Below are 16,080 nucleotides of genomic sequence, written 5' to 3' on the forward strand. Positions count from 1 at the left end.
CATGACTGACGCCCGCGATCTGATTTTGCAGAGGCTGAAGGCCGATCTTATCGGGCCGGAGGACGCCGGGGAAATAATCTCCGACAGACCGACCGACAGATATCTGACCGGCATCCTATTCCCTCCCGCTACCAACCTTGCACCCGAAGATGACGATGATGCGAGTGATGCCGACAATGCGGATGAAACCGGGACCTCACTTGACAGTGTGAAGGCGTCTTCCACGTTCAGGCCGTCTTCGGCGGGATTGTCGTTTGCTGTCCGGCTGACCGGTCCCAGGCCTTCCCTGCGGGTGCGGATCGATGGTGCGCGATACCGCGGCGAAAAGCATCGGGAGAACGGGGATGCTGATGCCAGCTCAGGCCGCAATCAGCACTGGCGACGGGAACCGGGCTTCGCGGAAATAGTCCTTGATATTGAGACAATGCGGGAGAATGCGAGAGATCCGCTGGACCTGGGCATTAGCGGACTGCCAGGCGTTAGTCTTCACTATCGTCTGGCGCCATGGGGTGACGTGCAGATGGTGACACTTGCCATCACGAACGACGCAAAACCCGCTGCGAAGAAGAGCCGGACAGCAAATGAAGAGGCGGCCCTGTTTCAGGTATCGGTAAGTGTCAGCTGTGCTGAAGATTGCCGGTTTGTTCCTAAGCCCGACAAAATCAGGGCGGGGCTGGATGACGAGGACGCGAGCGCAGCAGCACTGATGTACCGCAATGTGCAGCAATGGGCTGTCGGCCACACCTGTTCGGCCGAATGGGATGAGCCGGTCGGAGACGCTGTCGCTGAGGTACGGACGAGCTGGTTCCCGGAATCCACAGTCTGGGTAGTCAGTGCGGAAGGGGATACGGAGTTTCGCGCCGACAACGTGCGTGCTCAGCTCAGCGCTACATGGCTGTCATCTCAGCATGGCACAGCGCTCTGTGACGGTCTGGAAGCGTTTGTCGGGGCCTACGCGACCTGGATTGAAAGGATCGAAACCGGCACGGATCTTTCCTCTGACTTTGCGGATCAGGGGAAGAAGCACATGGAGACCTGCAGGGATGCCGTCCGGCGAATGCGTAAAGGCATTGAATTGCTCCGGCGTTCACCCGAAGCTCTTGATGCCTTCCGGCTCGCCAATGCGGCTCTGGCATTGCAATATTCGTGGCGACCGAACCGTGATCCGCTTGATCTGACGTGGCGGCCATTCCAGCTGGGTTTCGTTCTGCTGAGTTTGGAGTCCGTAGCGAATCCTGAATCAGCTGACCGTGAAACGATGGACTTGTTGTGGTTTCCAACGGGCGGCGGGAAAACGGAGGCCTACCTGCTTCTCACAGCTTTCACGATCTTTCTGCGGCGCCTTAATGCAGCTGGTGGTTCTTCCGGAGCGGGCGTGACGGCCTTTATGCGTTATACCCTGCGTCTGCTGACCATCCAGCAATTCGAACGCGCCGCGGCGATGATCTGCGCCTGCGAGATGATACGTCTGGGTAAAGCGTCCTCCGGCGGCACCACTTTGCCGGCCCATTTCGGTTCTGACGCGGCCATTTCGCTTGGGCTTTGGGTCGGGCAGGGCGCGACTCAGAATTCTGTTGCAGACGCCGCGAGGGCATTGGATCAGGAGAGTGAAAGTTCGCCGGCGCAGTTGCACAGCTGCCCCTGTTGTCACACCGTCCTCAGCTGGACGGCCTCGTCAGATGGAACCCGTATCGAGGTCAGATGCGTATCCGACAGCTGTGATCTTGCGACCGCGACGGATCATTTGCCGATATGGACTGTTGATGAAAACATCTATCAGGAACGCCCTACGCTGTTGATCGCCACTGTAGATAAATATGCCCAGATAGCGCGAAATCAGAAGACCGGTGCCCTGTTTGGCCGCGGAGGCCCTGAGGTGCCTCCGGATCTCATTATTCAGGACGAACTGCATCTGATTTCCGGGCCTTTGGGTAGTCTTACCGGACTTTATGAGGCTGCTGTCGATGAGCTGTGCAGATCTCAGTCAGGTCGCCGGGCCAAAATCATCGGTTCAACTGCCACTATCCGTCGGGCCGAGTCTCAGATCAGAGCCTTGTTTGACCGCAAATCTTTTCAGTTTCCGCCACCGGGCCTGGATTACAAAAACTCCGGGTTTTCTGTGGAGGACCGAAGTGTACCTGGCCGACGATATGTTGGCGTTACCACTGTCGGGAGATCGGCAAAATTCACTCAGCAGGCAGTGGCTGCATCATTGCTTCAGTCCGCAATGGATCCTCAGCTACCCCTAGAGTCGCGGGATGGATACTGGACACTTGTCAACTATTTCAACTCACTTCGGGAACTGGGGGGAGCCATGGTCCTGATGCGTGACGACGTGGGGCGCAGTATCGGAGACTACGCTGCCCGCCGGAATGAAGCTGAGATTCGTGACACCGGAGAACAGATCGAACTTACCAGCCGGGTCCGGTCTAGTGAAATTCCAAGGTTTCTGAAGAATCTGGAGAAACCCTTCGACCATCCGGATCATGTCGACATTGTGCTGGCGAGCAACATGATTTCGGTCGGTATGGACGTATCGCGACTGGGACTTATGCTCGTGAACGGGCAGCCAAAAACGATTGCGGAATATATTCAGGCAACCAGCCGGGTCGGCCGAAGCCGTAAAGTGCCGGGTCTGGTCATTACGATGTTCAATGCGGCGAAATCCCGCGATCGTAGCCGTTACGAGACGTTTGCCAGCTGGCATCGCAGTCTTTATCGTGATGTCGAGGCCACCAGCGTCACACCATTTGCGCCAAGGGCGCGCGACCGCGCGCTCCATGCGCCCTTTGTTGCCATGATCCGCCACCTTGTCGATGGTATGGCAAATCCTGGCGCGATAGAGGATCATCAGGCCGAGGCAGAGGCCATTCTTGAAACCCTGGTCGAACGTATTGAACGTATCGACCCTTCCGAAACTGAGTCGGCGCGAAGCCAGTTAAACAGATTCCTTGATGACTGGTTCGACCATCAGGGGCTGGAAAAGTACTGGGATGATTATGGCGATGCGTTGCTCACATCTGCCGAAGCCGCAGCTGAACGCGGTAACAGGGCACGATTTTCTAAACAACGACCTACACCAAACTCTATGCGTTCGGTTGAAGCTTCAACTCCCTTCGTCCTCCTGGGCGGCAACGCAGGCATGGGAGAATAAGTAATGAAACCTATTGGGAAAATCCGACGCAGCCAGGTGCTTAGCGGAAATGGTCCGGGCGCAATTATCGACTTCAGAGGCGAAAATGGCGCACCCGTGTCTGTCGTGGCCGCAGGTCTTGAAGCTTGGGACAAGCTGTCAGGAAAGCGGGGCCTCCTTAATGACCAGCGTATTCATCACGACCAACTGCAGGCAAAGCTCCAGGTTAGCGGATTCCGTCTGCCACCGGTAGGGGAGGAAACGGTCGGTCGTGAAAAGCGCCAAAGGCTATTACCTTCCTACCGTTTCCCGGACTGGCACGTCTGTCCGGGGTGCAAACTGCTCCAGAGAAGCAGATCATGGGGCGCTGAAATTGAGAAGCCCGAACTGTTCTGCAATGCCTGCTCAGTAGGCCGCGGCAGGCGAGCCCGGAAAACCTATGTGGTCCCCGTTCGCTTTATTGTCACCTGTGCAGCGGGACACCTGCAGGATTTCCCATGGCTATCCTGGCCAAGACATTCAGAAGGATGCTCCCGCAAAAGGCCTTTAACTTTGATTGGCGAGGGAGCGGGTCTCAAAGGGCTAAAGGTCCACTGTACAGAATGCCGGGCCGAACGGGACCTCGACGGCGCCCTGTCGCCCGGGGCCCTTGGCAAACTCAGGTGTGAAGGCCGGTCACCCTGGCTGAGATCCGCCCCCTGTGACTGCAGCCACGAGCCCGTAGCTATTCAGCGCGGCGCATCGAATGCCTATTTCCCGGTGATTGCGTCAGCGCTCGACGTTCCGCCTTTTGGCGGATCGTTCCGCGACTCGCTTGACGAGTACTGGGACGAGCTGGTGTCACTGGATGACCGGAAGCAACTCCCGGACTATGTACGAAAACGTCTCCACCCAAAATGGCCTGAGCCCAACGTCAGTGCGGATGAACTGACGTCAAGAATTTCGCGGCTCCTAAACCTTCTGGATGACGATGATGTAGGCGATCTGCGACCGAACGAGCATTTGATGCTGTGTGCCGGTGCACCAGGAGGTGAAACTTTTTCTGAATTCAGGATCCGGCCTCAGGCCTTGCCACCAGAAATGGGCGGGCTGCTTGACCAGTTGGTATCCGTGGAGCGCTTAAGAGAAGTCCGTGTGTTGAAAGGCTTTACGCGGCTTACTCCGGCAGAGGGTGGCGACAGCAGTGCATTTGTCGCGCCCCTGTCTGAGGGACGTTTAAACTGGTTGCCGGCAATCGAGGTCAGAGGCGAGGGAATATTTATTAATTTCTGTCTCAGAGACGTGATTGACTGGGAAAACCGTGAAGACGTTAAACTTCGGGCAGGAGAGGCTCACAGCGCCGCAGAACGGGCGTGGAGGGATCACAACGGAGACGACAGACCCTTCCCGCTGGACATTTCTCCCCGGTTTTTGCTCGTTCATACGACGGCGCACGCTTTGACTGAACGCCTGTCCCTCGACAGTGGCTATTCAACCGCCTCAATCCGCGAACGGCTTTATATTTCACCCGGGCCAGAGGGCATGTGCGGGTTTCTTCTATACACGTCGGCGCCTGACTCTGACGGTACCTTAGGTGGTCTGTCCCGAAAAGGCCGAAGCGAAGAAATTGGCCCTCTGTTACTTGGTGCGCTGTATGACCTCGAATGGTGTTCTGCAGACCCTCTTTGCAGTAGCGGGATACTCTCCCTGTCGGAAGGGTCAGGCTCCGCGGCCTGCCATTGTTGTACCTTCCTCCCGGAAACATCCTGCGAGCATTTCAACCGTCACCTCGATCGCGCAATGCTGATAGGAACACCCGAGAAGCCGGACCTGGGCTTCTTCAGACCTCTTCTGAACAGGAATAAATGACCATGGCACGAATGTACCCATCAAAACTTCCTAAGCACGTGCTGGAGAATTCGAAATTGTCTTCGGAGATCAGAGTCTATGATCATCTTCGCGACAAAGTACCAGGAGACTATAACTGTTACTACTCTCGCTCGTGGCACGAAGCCGATGATGACGGCGCAGAGTTCGACGGAGAAGCAGACTTTATCGTAGCACATGCTGAACATGGTCTGCTGTTTGTCGAAGTAAAAGGTGGACGGGTCAGCTGTCGTGAAACCGACGGGCAGTGGCTGAGTGAAGATCGCGATGGCTTCACCTTCAAAATCAAAAACCCAATTGCTCAGGCTAAGAGCAGCAAGCATCATTTTCTCAAACGCCTGAACGAAAGTAAAAGGCTGGGGGGGCGATTTATTCGTGCGAGACACGGTGCGGTTCTGCCAGGCAGTTCCAGACCGTCGCGGGCCCTGGCGCCTGATGCCCCGCTAGAGATTATGGTGTTTGGGGACGGCATGCCGCAACTCCATAACTGGATTATTCAGCGGATGACAGAAGGCGGAGATGCACGCGAAAAGCCGCTGGGTCTGGATGGCCTGAAGGCGCTAGAGGATATTCTGGAGAGCCATTTCGAACTGAGGGCGCATATCGGGATCAGTCTTGCCGATGATGCTAAGGCAATTGAACGCCTCACCGGGGAGCAGGCATGGATACTGGATTCCTTTGAGGATAATCAGGAAATGGCGATTTCTGGCGGAGCTGGTAGCGGGAAAACCGTTCTGGCAGTCGAACATGCACTGAGGTCCGCGGCGTCAGGGCAAAGGACTTTACTGACCTGCTTTAATGCCCCGCTTGCCAGCTATCTGGAGCGAGCGTGTGCCAAACACGAAAATCTGGTTGTCGCCAGCTTCCACGCGTTATGCCGCGCCTTGGCAGGGCAGTCAGGAATTGACGTCCCGTCAGGTGGTGGAACAGCTCTGTTCGACACCATCCTGCCTGATGCGCTGATCGCCGCTGTTGCGAAAAAACCGGAGCTCGGGTTCGATACCATAATTGTGGATGAAGGACAGGATTTTAAGGATTTCTGGCTTGGCGCTCTGAAACTGACGCTGAAGGATAATGGCCTGAAACGGTTTTATGTCTTTTATGACGACAATCAGCGCCTGTTCACTGGCGACGCAAGTTTCATAAAGGAGCTGCCTTCGTCGGTAATTGCATTGAGCAGAAATCTTCGGAATACCAAGAAGATACATGCGCTGATGTCAAAATGGTATGAGGGCAGACGAACGACGGCGTCCGGACCAGAAGGGGAGCAGGTTGGACTTTTAGAGTGCCGTTCCGCCGAAATGAGTTTAGGCCGCGTGAACGAACGCGTATCCCATCTGATACGGTCGGGTCAGGTCACTGCGGGTGATATTGCCATTCTGACCTGCGCCTCCGCGGAGACGCTGTCGGCCCATAAGATAGCCGGCCTCGATACCTGCAAGTCGGAAGACATGGCGAGTGGTCGGATTGTTTTTGACACAGTCAGACGCTTTAAAGGCCTCTCAAGACCCTGTGTTTTCGTTATCGGTCTCGAGGCTCTCAGCGAACCCGAACTAATTTATGTGGCGACGAGCCGCGCAAACCTGCTTCTGGAACTTGCCGGTACTTCCGCCGATATCACAAGAATTACAAAAGCACAGGCCGACCTTACCTGATGGCAAATCTGAACCCACGTTAAGATCACGCCCTAAGCAGATCCGGCAAATTGATCGGGGGGGCGTTGTGAGGCCTCAACGGTATATGAAGACGCGTAGGAAGGCTCGGTCTCGGGAGAGACCGGGCATAAAAGGGCATCGGCACCTATCGGTCCTGTACCAGGGCTTAACGGCTATGCCCTGCTCTCGACGAGTCGGATGAATGAAGATACGTCACAAAGCCACTCGCGTTGGGCCGGCCGGAAGCTGGTATGGATCTTCGAAGGCAGGACCAGCTGAAGTCCTTTGGTACGCATCTCGTCGGTCTGGTTTTCGGATATGCCCGGCTCAAGTGTTAGCAGGTGCTTGTTCTCGATCCGCTGAGCCTCGGATAAAACCTGGCGCCAGCGGTCTTTGACCGTCGATTTCGAGCCCAACATCGTCAGGTTCTCCGTTGGGAAAGCTGGGTCGCGGTAAGCGGCCTGCCCTGGGAACAGAAAGTCTGGCTTATTTCGGTTCTCGGTTTCGACGCCACGCTGGAACTGGATTTTTCTGGCAAGGAACAAAGCCTCCAGATGATTTTCCAGTGATTGGCCAGCGCGTGATTTTCTTCTGTTTTGAACGCTGAGTGAAAAAGACATAAAGCCGTCAACATCAACGTGCTCGCCCGTCAGGAAGCCGGCCTGAAGACGGGCCGCGACGATCCGACGCTCAAGACGTCGGAACAGAAGCTCTTCACGCTCCACCCATGCCATCAGGACTGCATCGGCGTCGTCGCGCGGATCGACATGGGGCAGTGTGGCTCGCGCGAATTCTGAAAACACCCTGGTGGTCGGGAATTCGAGACCGAACTTTTCGAGAAGGTTATCGAGCCTGCTATCTTCGGCCTCTTCGATTTCGATACCAAGTTCATCGAGAATGTAGCGCGCGGCGTATCCCAGAGTTTGAGACTCGTCCCGTCCGATATCGCGAAATTCGAAGTCAATTGTTGCCTGATCTGACAGGCCGAACAGCCAGATGAGCTGGCTTTGCGCTGTGCTGCCAGCGGGCGCCACGATGACCAGTGCAGATCCGTCGCGTTGCATGGCGAGGAACAGAGTGTCGCCCGCCTTCATGCCCTCGGTGACGGCATTACCCGAATAGTACAGATGAAACTCAGGCGCGCGGGGCTTGCCTTTGCGAACGTTCGACCAACTCATAAAGCCGTCTTCCGCACGCCCTTCCAGATCGTCCGACAAGGCAATAAAACGCGTCACAATCCGCCGGCGGTCCTCTTCGCCAAACAACTGACGAAAGGGTTTGATCCCCTGAAATTCGTGTTGATTTGACTTGGCGGTAACCGTTTCAACCAGCGTGAGCGTTTTCGCCACGACGCCGTCAAACAGCTCTGAAAGTAATCCCCGCCTGACGGTTGTCATCCTGAGCCCCGAATGTTTATAGAATCCTCGCCGGACCTTAACCACTCAGCCAAAAGCTGTACAGACGACTCTGCGCCAATGCGCGTCCGGCCCTTAACCGCGCACTCCCATACCGTCGCTATCCGCCAGCCGGCCTTGGCCAGCTCCAGCGTATTCCGGACGTCATTATCGGCGTTCCTGCCAATTTTTGCCTGCCAGAAGTCGGGACGGGTGAGGGGCCATTTAAACATATGACAGTCGTGCTGATGCCAGAAACACCCGTTGATAAAGACGACCGCCCTGTATTTGGGGAAAACCAGATCCGGCTTTCCAGGAAGGTCCTTCGCATGCGTCCTGTACCGAAAGCCCAGCGCATGAAGACCTTTGCGTATGCGAAGCTCGGGGCTGGTGTCCCGGCCCCTAATCGCGGCCATGTTCCGGCTGCGCGTTGCCTTGTCATGGACGTCAGTCAATTCAGACGGCGACCTTCATCTGACTTTCACCCGACATAACGGCCTGGATATGGGGCTGCATAATTCTGGCGACTTCCCTGAAGACAGGGACAGCGACCGAGTTGCCGAATTGCTTGTAAGCCTGGGTGTCAGACACAGGGATGCGGAAGTCATCATCATAGCCCATCAGGCGGGCACATTCACGTGGGGTCAGACGGCGCGGATTTTGTCCGGCACCACGGTCGATAAGTATCTCAGAACCATCCTTGTAGTAGCGGGCCGACAAAGTCCGCGCGACATGGTTCGGGCCGACAAGCCCAAAGCCGAAGCCATTCCCGGCAGCCTTATGCTTCTGTGCATAACCCTGCAGATAAGCCCAGAGCTTGTCGGTGAGGGTGTATTTAGCGTTTACCTCAGCAGTGCTGCCGACCGTATAGGGGGCCTCGGTTTCTTCACTGCCATCTTCAGGATGCAGGATATGGCCGAGGCGCTGTTCGCCCTTCGGCGGAAGCTGGAGGTCATCCCAGCTGAACGGGACGTTTTCGCGGAAGCCAACGATAACGATACGCTCGCGGTGTTGTGGGACGAAGTGCTGGGCGTCGATGACCTTATGCCAGACGTGGTAGCCAAGGTCCTCACGAAGCGTCTTCATGATGACCTCGAAGGTCCGGCCCTTATCGTGGCTTTTAAGGTTCTTGACGTTTTCCAGCATAAAAGCTGCCGGACGTTTGTCGGCAAGAATGCGGGCAACATCAAAGAACAGGGTGCCCTGCGCCTCGTCCAGAAAGCCATGGCTCCGCCCAAGCGAATTCTTTTTGGACACACCGGCGATGGAGAAGGGCTGGCACGGGAAACCTGCCACCAGCACGTCATGGTCCGGAATGTCAGAGGTCTGAACCTGAGTGATGTCGCCGTTCAGCGGATGATTGTCACGGAAATTGGTGGCATAGGTCTGCTGCGCGTACTTGTTCCATTCAGAGGTGAAGACACAGTGACCGCCTATAGAGTCGAAGCCACGGCGAAGGCCGCCAATACCGGCGAACAGATCGATGAAGGTGAACCGCGGAGGCATAGGCGTAACGTTCGTGGTGTCGGTCAGCATATCGCGAAGCGTCCTCAGCGCGATCTCACGCGCCGGCTGTTCGCCGTTATCCCAGCGGCGTACCTGACGGGTGCTGTATCCAAGCTTTTCGGAAAGCTCTTCGATCGAAATACCCGTCTGAAGGCGGAGGGCATGAAAATCCGAATTGGGCATAGAATCAGGCTCGCTGGGAATAATTTTGACACCGTGTCGCTATTCGCCCCAGAGATCAAGGCTCAAAACGTATGCGCAGGTGAATAAATTCACGTTATGTTCTGGTCGTGTCACGCCCGGTCTGATGCCCGTTCTTCATGCAACAGAACGGGACCTGACAAGTTCGAGAAAATTACTGACGCTCAGGAGCCAGCTCTGCTGCGCGGGTTTGTAGGTCGCGTGGATCGGCGAGGGGACGACGAGCTGCAACTTGAACTTTTGCATCTCCGTAGTCTGCGCTACCGAAATGCCGGGCTGAAGCGTCAGCAGGTGCTTGAACGGTATCTTGTCGGCCTCGGCCAGCACCTGACGCCACCGGTCCTTGCAGGTTCGTTTTGCGGCGAGCATGATCAACCGGTCGGAGCCTGCGGGCTCCGTCCGGTAAAGGTCCTCAGATGGAAAGAGAAAGTCCGGCCCCTTGCGCTTCTCCGTTTCGGCCTCGCGCTTATACGTGACTGAATTGGCCTTCAGAATAGCTTCAACATGATTGCCAAGGGCGAATCCTGCCCGCGACTTTCTGGTGCCATGTACAGACAGAGAGAATTGCAGGAAGTCGTCGGCGTCGGTATTTCCGGCAGCGAACTGCGCTTTGAGGTATTCTTCTACGAGATGCTTTTCAAGTGTCCGGAAAAGCCGCTCTTCCATTTCCATCCACCTGATAAGGGCAGCGTCCGGATCGGCGACCGGATCGACGTCCTTCACCGCCTTGCGGGTGAACGCAGAAAATCTTTCTGTGGTCGGAAACGCCGGACCGAAGGCCCTGAGCAACCTGTTGAGCCATTCGTCTTTTGTGACTATGACTTCAATACCGAAAAGCTCAAGAAGCTCGCGGGCGACAAGATCGAGGGACCGTCCGTCCGTCTCTCTCAGATCCACCTGTTCGAGAGAATCTCCATGCGTCAGTGATAAATCAAAGAGCCAGAGGAGTTGCTGTTCAATCGAGCTGCCGCTGGCACAAAAAATAGCCATCAGGTCACCCGCCTTCTGCTTACACAGAAACAGGGTGTCGCCGGGTCGGGCCCGACGTGCGACCTCATTTACGGCAGCCGGATAATATAGCCGATATTCCGCGGAGCGCTTTTTCTGTCCTTTCCGGGAGTCGTACCAGGTGGCGGTTCTTTCCACGCGCAGGGGAAGCTCATCGTCGCCAAGCCAGAAATAGCTCGTCGGCAGATAGACCTTTTCTTCGGGCGTCCCCAGGAAGGCGCGGAAATCGTCTACCCCCTGAAGCTCGTGCCCGCGCGAAACGGCCGGATCCACTTCCGTGGGCGTAAGCGTCTTAACGCTAACGCCTTCAAAATATTCCGAAAGATATCCCTTGCGCATGTCCGCCCGCGTGTTCTTGTCACCGATATCGGATAACCTTTGTCACGAGTCGGTGGCACCTGTCGTGAAGTTTGCTTCGCGCCAGGTGCCTGGGAATTCTCACCCGTAGGAACGAACTTTTACTGGCTGCAAGGTCAGGGCTAAGGGCGCTGCCCTCGCGCGGACAAGGATGAAGACCCGGCATGGCCGGGTCCGGCCCGGAGGGTATCCCCGATCTTCGCCGGGCTTCAGGCCGACTGTCTGAAAAAGCAATGCCCGGCATGCAGACCGGGTGATCCCCCTCCCTCCGGCCGTCCTTGTCCTTGCTACCCCGGTCTCGCCGACAGCAGGGTTTCAGGCGTCGCTGAAACCTGATTTCAGGAGGTTACTTACCGGCCTGCCTGCAGGGGGCGTAGGATCCAGTGCGCCGTGCGCCCCGGAACTCGACGTGTCCGGCGGTCTTCAGTTCCGCAATATCCCGACGCGCTGTCCGCAAATTGATCGTCCAGCGCTCCGAAATGTCTTCGGCGGTGGTTTTATTTCCCTGCACAAGTTCGGTCAGAAACCAGATCTGCCGTTCGTTCAGATCGGGCAAAGTGCCATTCAAGGTGACAGCTTTCGGGCGTTCGCGCCGCTCCGCCGTCTCACGCCTCGTTGTCGGAAGGGCCGTCTTCTGAGGCTTTACGAAGAACTGGAATGCATCCCATAGTTCTTCACCGCCGACCTGCATCAGGATGAACCGCAGGATGCTTGGGGAGGACCGCGCCAGGATAAGTAAGTATTTGGAATTAGGCATATTTTTCGCCTCGTACCAGTTCTTGATCGCCCGTAGATTGGCAGATGTAATCTGACCGATTTCCTTGATGGCAGAGGGCGTATCGCCGAAGTCTTCCCGAAGCGCTCTCGCGATAATCTGTGCCAGTTCCAGGTCGGACACACCCAGTAAACTGACAGGAATTTTTCGGTCCTTTTTTGCCTGAGACAAATCTTTCACTCCTGCGGTAAGTCTTGCCGGCACCCGACACGGGACAGACAAGTCATTGTTTTCAAAGTCAGGAATAGAGAGATGAGAGCGGCGGAACCCTCCAGGGAAACGGAAATAAATATCCGGCGGGCGGCGATGTATGTGCGGATGTCGACCGATCACCAGAAGTACTCAACGGAGAACCAGGCAGACGCCATCAGGGAATACGCCACCCGCGGCAACATCGAAATTGTACGCACCTATACCGACAGCGGTAAAAGCGGTCTGAGCCTCGATGGCCGCGATGCGCTCCAGTCGATGATACGCGACGTGGAGAGCGGAAACTTTGATTACACCATGATCCTCGTGCTTGATGTGACGCGCTGGGGGCGGTTCCAGGATGCCGATGAGAGCGCCTATTACGAATACCTGTGCCGGCGGGCCGGCATCGACGTCCAGTATGTCGCCGAGCAGTTCGAGAACGATGGCAGCCCGGTCTCAACCATTGTCAAGGGTGTCAAGCGGGCCATGGCCGGCGAATACAGCCGTGAGCTATCCAGCAAGGTATTTGCCGGGCAGTGCCGCCTGATTGAACTGGGCTATCGTCAGGGCGGACCAGCAGGCTACGGTCTGCGCAGGGTGCTGCTGGATGAGCAGCGCCAGCGGAAGGCAGAGTTGCGCCGCGGAGAGCACAAATCCCTGCAGACCGATCGGGTGATCCTTGTGCCGGGCCCCGAAGACGAGGTTGAGAACGTTCGCTGGATCTATCGCGCCTTCACCGAGGAAGGCCTACGCGAGTCAGAGATCGCGGCCCTCCTTAATGGCCGGGGCGTTAAGACAGACCTTGGCCGGGACTGGACCCGCGGCGTTGTTCATACCGTGCTCACGAACGAGAAATACATCGGCAATAACATCTTCAACCGCCGCTCTTTCAAACTGAAAAAGCGCCGCGTCGAAAACGAACCAAATATGTGGGTACGGGCTGATGGCGTGTTTGATGCCATTATCGAACCGCGCTATTTCTACACGGCTCAGGGTATTATCCGGGAGAGAAACCGAAAATTCTCCGACGATGAGATGCTGGCGAAGCTCAGAGCACTGCACGGGCGGCAGGGCTGGCTGTCAGGTATTCTGATCGACGAGACCGACGATATGCCATCCAGCTCGGCTTACGCCTATCGGTTCGGTGGCCTGGTTGGTGCCTACCGGCTGATCGGTTATGAAATCAACCGCGACCTGAGCTTCATCGAAGACAACCGTCATATCCGCCGTATGCATCCCGAGATCGTGGCCGGCGTGATCGAACGTATCGGCGAAATGGGCGGGCGCGTTACTGTCGATCCGGACACAGACCTGCTTATCGTGAATGATGAGGTTGAAGCCTCGCTTGTCATCTGTCGATGTACGCAGTCCGCTGCTGGACAAAACCGCTGGCGTATTCAACTGGACGCCAGTCTGATGCCGGACATCACCATTGCGGTGCGCCTGGCGGCGAATAACCGGGACATCCTCGACTACTATCTGATTCCGGCCATCGACGTTGAAGATCCCACCATTCGCCTTCGCGATAACAATCACATCGGCCTTGACGCCTACAGGTTCGACGAACTGGAAGTCTTCTTTACTCTGGCCGAACGCGTCAGACTATCCGAGGTGTTCTGATGGCCGGTAAGGGGCGCCGCAAGTCCGAAATCAAATATATTGCCATCGACCGCATTCATATTCTGAATCCGCGTGTCCGCAATCTGAAGGTCTTCCACGAGATTGCGACGAACATGACCGAGGTTGGGCTTAAGCGTCCCATCACGGTCACGCCCTGTCAGTCAGCGGCAACAGGTAAGGACTACGATCTGATCTGCGGGCAGGGGCGGCTGGAGGCCTTTATCGGATGCGGGGAAAGTCATATCTGGGCGCACGTCATTGACGCCAGTGAAGAGCAGGCCCTGATCATGAGCCTTGTTGAGAACCTGGCGCGCCGGCAGCATCGTCCGGTCGACCTCCTGCAGGGCATAGAAGTGCTCAGCAAGCGTGGCTATGACGCAAAGACGATTGCGAAGAAGACGGGCCTGATGCCAACGCACGTCAGTGAAATTCTGAATCTGATGGAGCGAGGTGAGGAGCGACTGCTCGCTGCCGTCGAAGCCGGCAACCTGCCCATGTATCTGGCAATCAAAATCGCTGAGAACCCGGAGGACGAGCAGCGGGCGCTCCACGAGGCCTACCAGTCCAAGGAATTGCGCGGCAACCGTCTGCTCGCCGCTAAAAAGCTGATGGATCAGAGGCGGCGATACGGCAAAGGCCTTGTGCGGGAGAGCAGGGACCGCAGAGAAGCCAGAAAGCCGATGACCGGCTCAGACGTGGTCAGAGCGTTCGAGCGGGAGACCGACCGGAAGAAGTTGCTTATCCGGAAAGCTAATGCGGCCAGTGACCGGCTTGTTTTCATCACGGAGGCAATGCGGGTTCTGATCCGTGACGAGAATTTCAATAACCTGCTCCGGGCAGAGGGGTTGCAGACCCTGCCACGCGGCATCGTCGAGCGAATGAACGGGCGTCATGGCCAGAGATAAGAAAACGCTGTCCCTGCCGCTTAAAACAATCCGGTCAGGCTTTGAAGACGAGTCGGTTGACCTGCGGATTGATCAGATCATCGCTGTCAAATCCATCAATGGCCTGACCCGCAAAAGCCCGAAATATCTCCAGATTAAATCATCTATTGAGCAGGTCGGCCTGATTGAACCGCCGGCCGTCTTCCGCGACCCGAAGCTGGAGGACAAATACATCCTCCTCGACGGCCATCTTCGCATCGATGTTCTGAAGGAAATGGGAGAAACAGAAGTGACGTGTCTGATCTCACGCGACGATGAAGGCTTTACCTATAACAAGCACATCAACCGGGTGGCCACCATTCAGGAACACCGGATGATTCAGAAGGCTATTGAGCGCGGCGTTTCCGAAGAACGCCTGGCGGCGGCGCTAAATGTGGATCTGAAGAGTATTATCGAGAAGCGGGACTTGCTGGATGGGATATGCCCTGAAGCGGTCGAGCTCCTGAAGGATAAACAGATAGGCCCGAAATCGTTCCGGCCGCTACGCAGCATGTCGCCGCTGCGTCAGATCGAGGTGGCGAACCTCATGAACGATTCCGGCGTCTATACCCAGTCCTATGCCCTGGCGCTGCTGGCAGCCACGCCGCCCTCTCAGCTTTTACACCCGCAAAGACCGCGAAAAATCCGCGGGCTTGACGAAGAGAAAATGGCCAGGATGGAGGCTGAAATGGAAAGCCTGCAACGGGAGTTCCGGCTGATCGAAGAGAGTTACGCCGTCGATGTCATGACCCTGACGTTCGCCAAGGGCTATCTCGCGGCCTTACTGAATAATCCGCTCATCACGAGGTATCTTGGGCAAAACCACGCGGATTTTCTGGATGAATTTCAGAAGATTGTTGATATCGGAACGCTGGCGCCTCCCACCGCGTAATTGATGTCAGGGCCGATTTCACTCGATTAAATTTCCTAAGGTATTTGTCATTTCGTGCCTGGTCGTACATCGCAGACGATGCTATATTGCGCTTTAACAGACAGGGCGTCGGAGCTTGAATCTAATGGCTATTTCCGTAGATATCGCAGACAGACTTTATGACTATACGGACGAAGAAAAGGCCGCTGAGGCCGTTGCGGAATTTCAGGTCCTCTCTGGGCTGGATGACGAAGGCGTGGTTGCGCTGTGGCAAGATGAGGCGAACATTCGGCGGAGACAGTTGGAAAAGATGATCATTGAAGCCGTCGACGCCAATGGGTCTGAAAAGCGGGCGAAAGAGAACGTACCAGCAGAGATAAATCTGTTCGTATGTGAAGGGTAGCAATTTGAATTTTGACAAATCGCTTGCTCCATGCGTCGATATTTGGAATTTGCGGCGTTAAACTCAGCGGACAAGTGAAAGCCCGGAAAGGCAGCTTTGCGGCGAGCACGAGTCGGGCGTGTCGAGAGCTGACAGACTAAGGTCAAAAAGCTTGGCATTAGTCACCTTGGGCGGGG

General features: G+C 56.1%; 12 protein-coding genes. 7 read left to right on the plus strand and 5 right to left on the minus strand.

Annotated elements, in window-relative coordinates; translation table 11 throughout:
- Position 1: 1 nt before the first annotated feature.
- The 3 genes from VL130_RS12610 to VL130_RS12620 are packed head-to-tail and all read left to right on the plus strand — an operon-like array spanning position 2 to position 6,654.
- Positions 2-3,154, plus strand: coding sequence for a hypothetical protein (locus VL130_RS12610; RefSeq protein WP_325363273.1), 3,153 nt, complete (start codon positions 2-4; stop codon positions 3,152-3,154).
- A 3-nt stretch (positions 3,155-3,157) separates the two neighbouring features.
- Positions 3,158-4,981, plus strand: a complete 1,824-nt coding sequence (locus tag VL130_RS12615; RefSeq protein ID WP_325363274.1) for a DUF1998 domain-containing protein — start codon at positions 3,158-3,160, stop codon at positions 4,979-4,981.
- On the plus strand, positions 4,978-6,654 hold the full coding sequence (locus VL130_RS12620; protein WP_325363275.1) for an NERD domain-containing protein: 1,677 nt from the start codon (positions 4,978-4,980) through the stop codon (positions 6,652-6,654). Before VL130_RS12615 ends, VL130_RS12620 begins: the two co-directional genes overlap by 4 nt.
- A gap of 173 nt (positions 6,655-6,827) precedes the next feature.
- On the opposite strand, the gene VL130_RS12625 is transcribed toward VL130_RS12620, so the two are convergent.
- The 5 genes from VL130_RS12625 to VL130_RS12645 all read right to left on the minus strand — a co-directional run bounded on the left by VL130_RS12625 (position 6,828) and on the right by VL130_RS12645 (position 12,066).
- Entirely contained in the window at positions 6,828-8,051 is a 1,224-nt protein-coding gene (locus tag VL130_RS12625; protein ID WP_325363276.1) for a type II restriction endonuclease, read from the minus strand.
- On the minus strand, positions 8,048-8,464 hold the full coding sequence (locus VL130_RS12630) for a very short patch repair endonuclease (protein ID WP_414636268.1): 417 nt from the start codon (positions 8,462-8,464) through the stop codon (positions 8,048-8,050). The genes VL130_RS12625 and VL130_RS12630 overlap by 4 nt, the downstream gene beginning before the upstream one ends.
- A gap of 40 nt (positions 8,465-8,504) precedes the next feature.
- Positions 8,505-9,737 (minus strand): DNA (cytosine-5-)-methyltransferase, encoded by a 1,233-nt coding sequence (dcm, locus tag VL130_RS12635; protein WP_325363278.1) that lies wholly within the window; start codon positions 9,735-9,737, stop codon positions 8,505-8,507.
- Positions 9,738-9,872: 135 nt separating this feature from the next.
- On the minus strand, positions 9,873-11,102 hold the full coding sequence (locus VL130_RS12640; protein ID WP_325363279.1) for a type II restriction endonuclease: 1,230 nt from the start codon (positions 11,100-11,102) through the stop codon (positions 9,873-9,875).
- Between the two features lie 364 nt (positions 11,103-11,466).
- Positions 11,467-12,066 (minus strand): HTH domain-containing protein, encoded by a 600-nt coding sequence (locus VL130_RS12645; RefSeq protein WP_325363280.1) that lies wholly within the window; start codon positions 12,064-12,066, stop codon positions 11,467-11,469.
- A gap of 81 nt (positions 12,067-12,147) precedes the next feature.
- Here VL130_RS12645 and VL130_RS12650 point away from each other — a divergent pair, with 81 nt between their 5' ends.
- The 4 genes from VL130_RS12650 to VL130_RS12665 all read left to right on the plus strand — a co-directional run bounded on the left by VL130_RS12650 (position 12,148) and on the right by VL130_RS12665 (position 15,904).
- On the plus strand, positions 12,148-13,707 hold the full coding sequence (locus VL130_RS12650) for a recombinase family protein (RefSeq protein WP_325363281.1): 1,560 nt from the start codon (positions 12,148-12,150) through the stop codon (positions 13,705-13,707).
- Entirely contained in the window at positions 13,707-14,612 is a 906-nt protein-coding gene (locus VL130_RS12655; protein WP_325363282.1) for a ParB/RepB/Spo0J family partition protein, read from the plus strand. The genes VL130_RS12650 and VL130_RS12655 overlap by 1 nt, the downstream gene beginning before the upstream one ends.
- On the plus strand, positions 14,599-15,522 hold the full coding sequence (locus VL130_RS12660) for a plasmid partitioning protein RepB C-terminal domain-containing protein (protein WP_325363283.1): 924 nt from the start codon (positions 14,599-14,601) through the stop codon (positions 15,520-15,522). Before VL130_RS12655 ends, VL130_RS12660 begins: the two co-directional genes overlap by 14 nt.
- Before the next feature lie 124 nt (positions 15,523-15,646).
- The gene (locus VL130_RS12665) at positions 15,647-15,904 is read left to right on the plus strand and encodes a hypothetical protein (RefSeq protein WP_325363284.1); all 258 of its coding nucleotides are present in this window, start codon (positions 15,647-15,649) and stop codon (positions 15,902-15,904) included.
- The last annotated feature ends 176 nt before the right edge of the window (positions 15,905-16,080 follow it).

Origin of the sequence: Asticcacaulis sp. (assembly GCF_035497195.1) — a bacterium.
Classification (GTDB): Bacteria; Pseudomonadota; Alphaproteobacteria; order Caulobacterales; family Caulobacteraceae; genus Asticcacaulis.

Coding starts and splice junctions, on each gene's coding strand:
- VL130_RS12610 (WP_325363273.1), top strand. CDS start 2: ATGACTGACGCCCGCGATCTGATTTTGCAGAGGCTGAAGGCCGATCTT.
- VL130_RS12615 (WP_325363274.1), top strand. CDS start 3,158: ATGAAACCTATTGGGAAAATCCGACGCAGCCAGGTGCTTAGCGGAAAT.
- VL130_RS12620 (WP_325363275.1), top strand. CDS start 4,978: ATGACCATGGCACGAATGTACCCATCAAAACTTCCTAAGCACGTGCTG.
- VL130_RS12625 (WP_325363276.1), bottom strand. CDS start 8,051: ATGACAACCGTCAGGCGGGGATTACTTTCAGAGCTGTTTGACGGCGTC.
- VL130_RS12630 (WP_414636268.1), bottom strand. CDS start 8,464: ATGGCCGCGATTAGGGGCCGGGACACCAGCCCCGAGCTTCGCATACGC.
- dcm (WP_325363278.1), bottom strand. CDS start 9,737: ATGCCCAATTCGGATTTTCATGCCCTCCGCCTTCAGACGGGTATTTCG.
- VL130_RS12640 (WP_325363279.1), bottom strand. CDS start 11,102: ATGCGCAAGGGATATCTTTCGGAATATTTTGAAGGCGTTAGCGTTAAG.
- VL130_RS12650 (WP_325363281.1), top strand. CDS start 12,148: ATGAGAGCGGCGGAACCCTCCAGGGAAACGGAAATAAATATCCGGCGG.
- VL130_RS12655 (WP_325363282.1), top strand. CDS start 13,707: ATGGCCGGTAAGGGGCGCCGCAAGTCCGAAATCAAATATATTGCCATC.
- VL130_RS12660 (WP_325363283.1), top strand. CDS start 14,599: ATGGCCAGAGATAAGAAAACGCTGTCCCTGCCGCTTAAAACAATCCGG.
- VL130_RS12665 (WP_325363284.1), top strand. CDS start 15,647: ATGGCTATTTCCGTAGATATCGCAGACAGACTTTATGACTATACGGAC.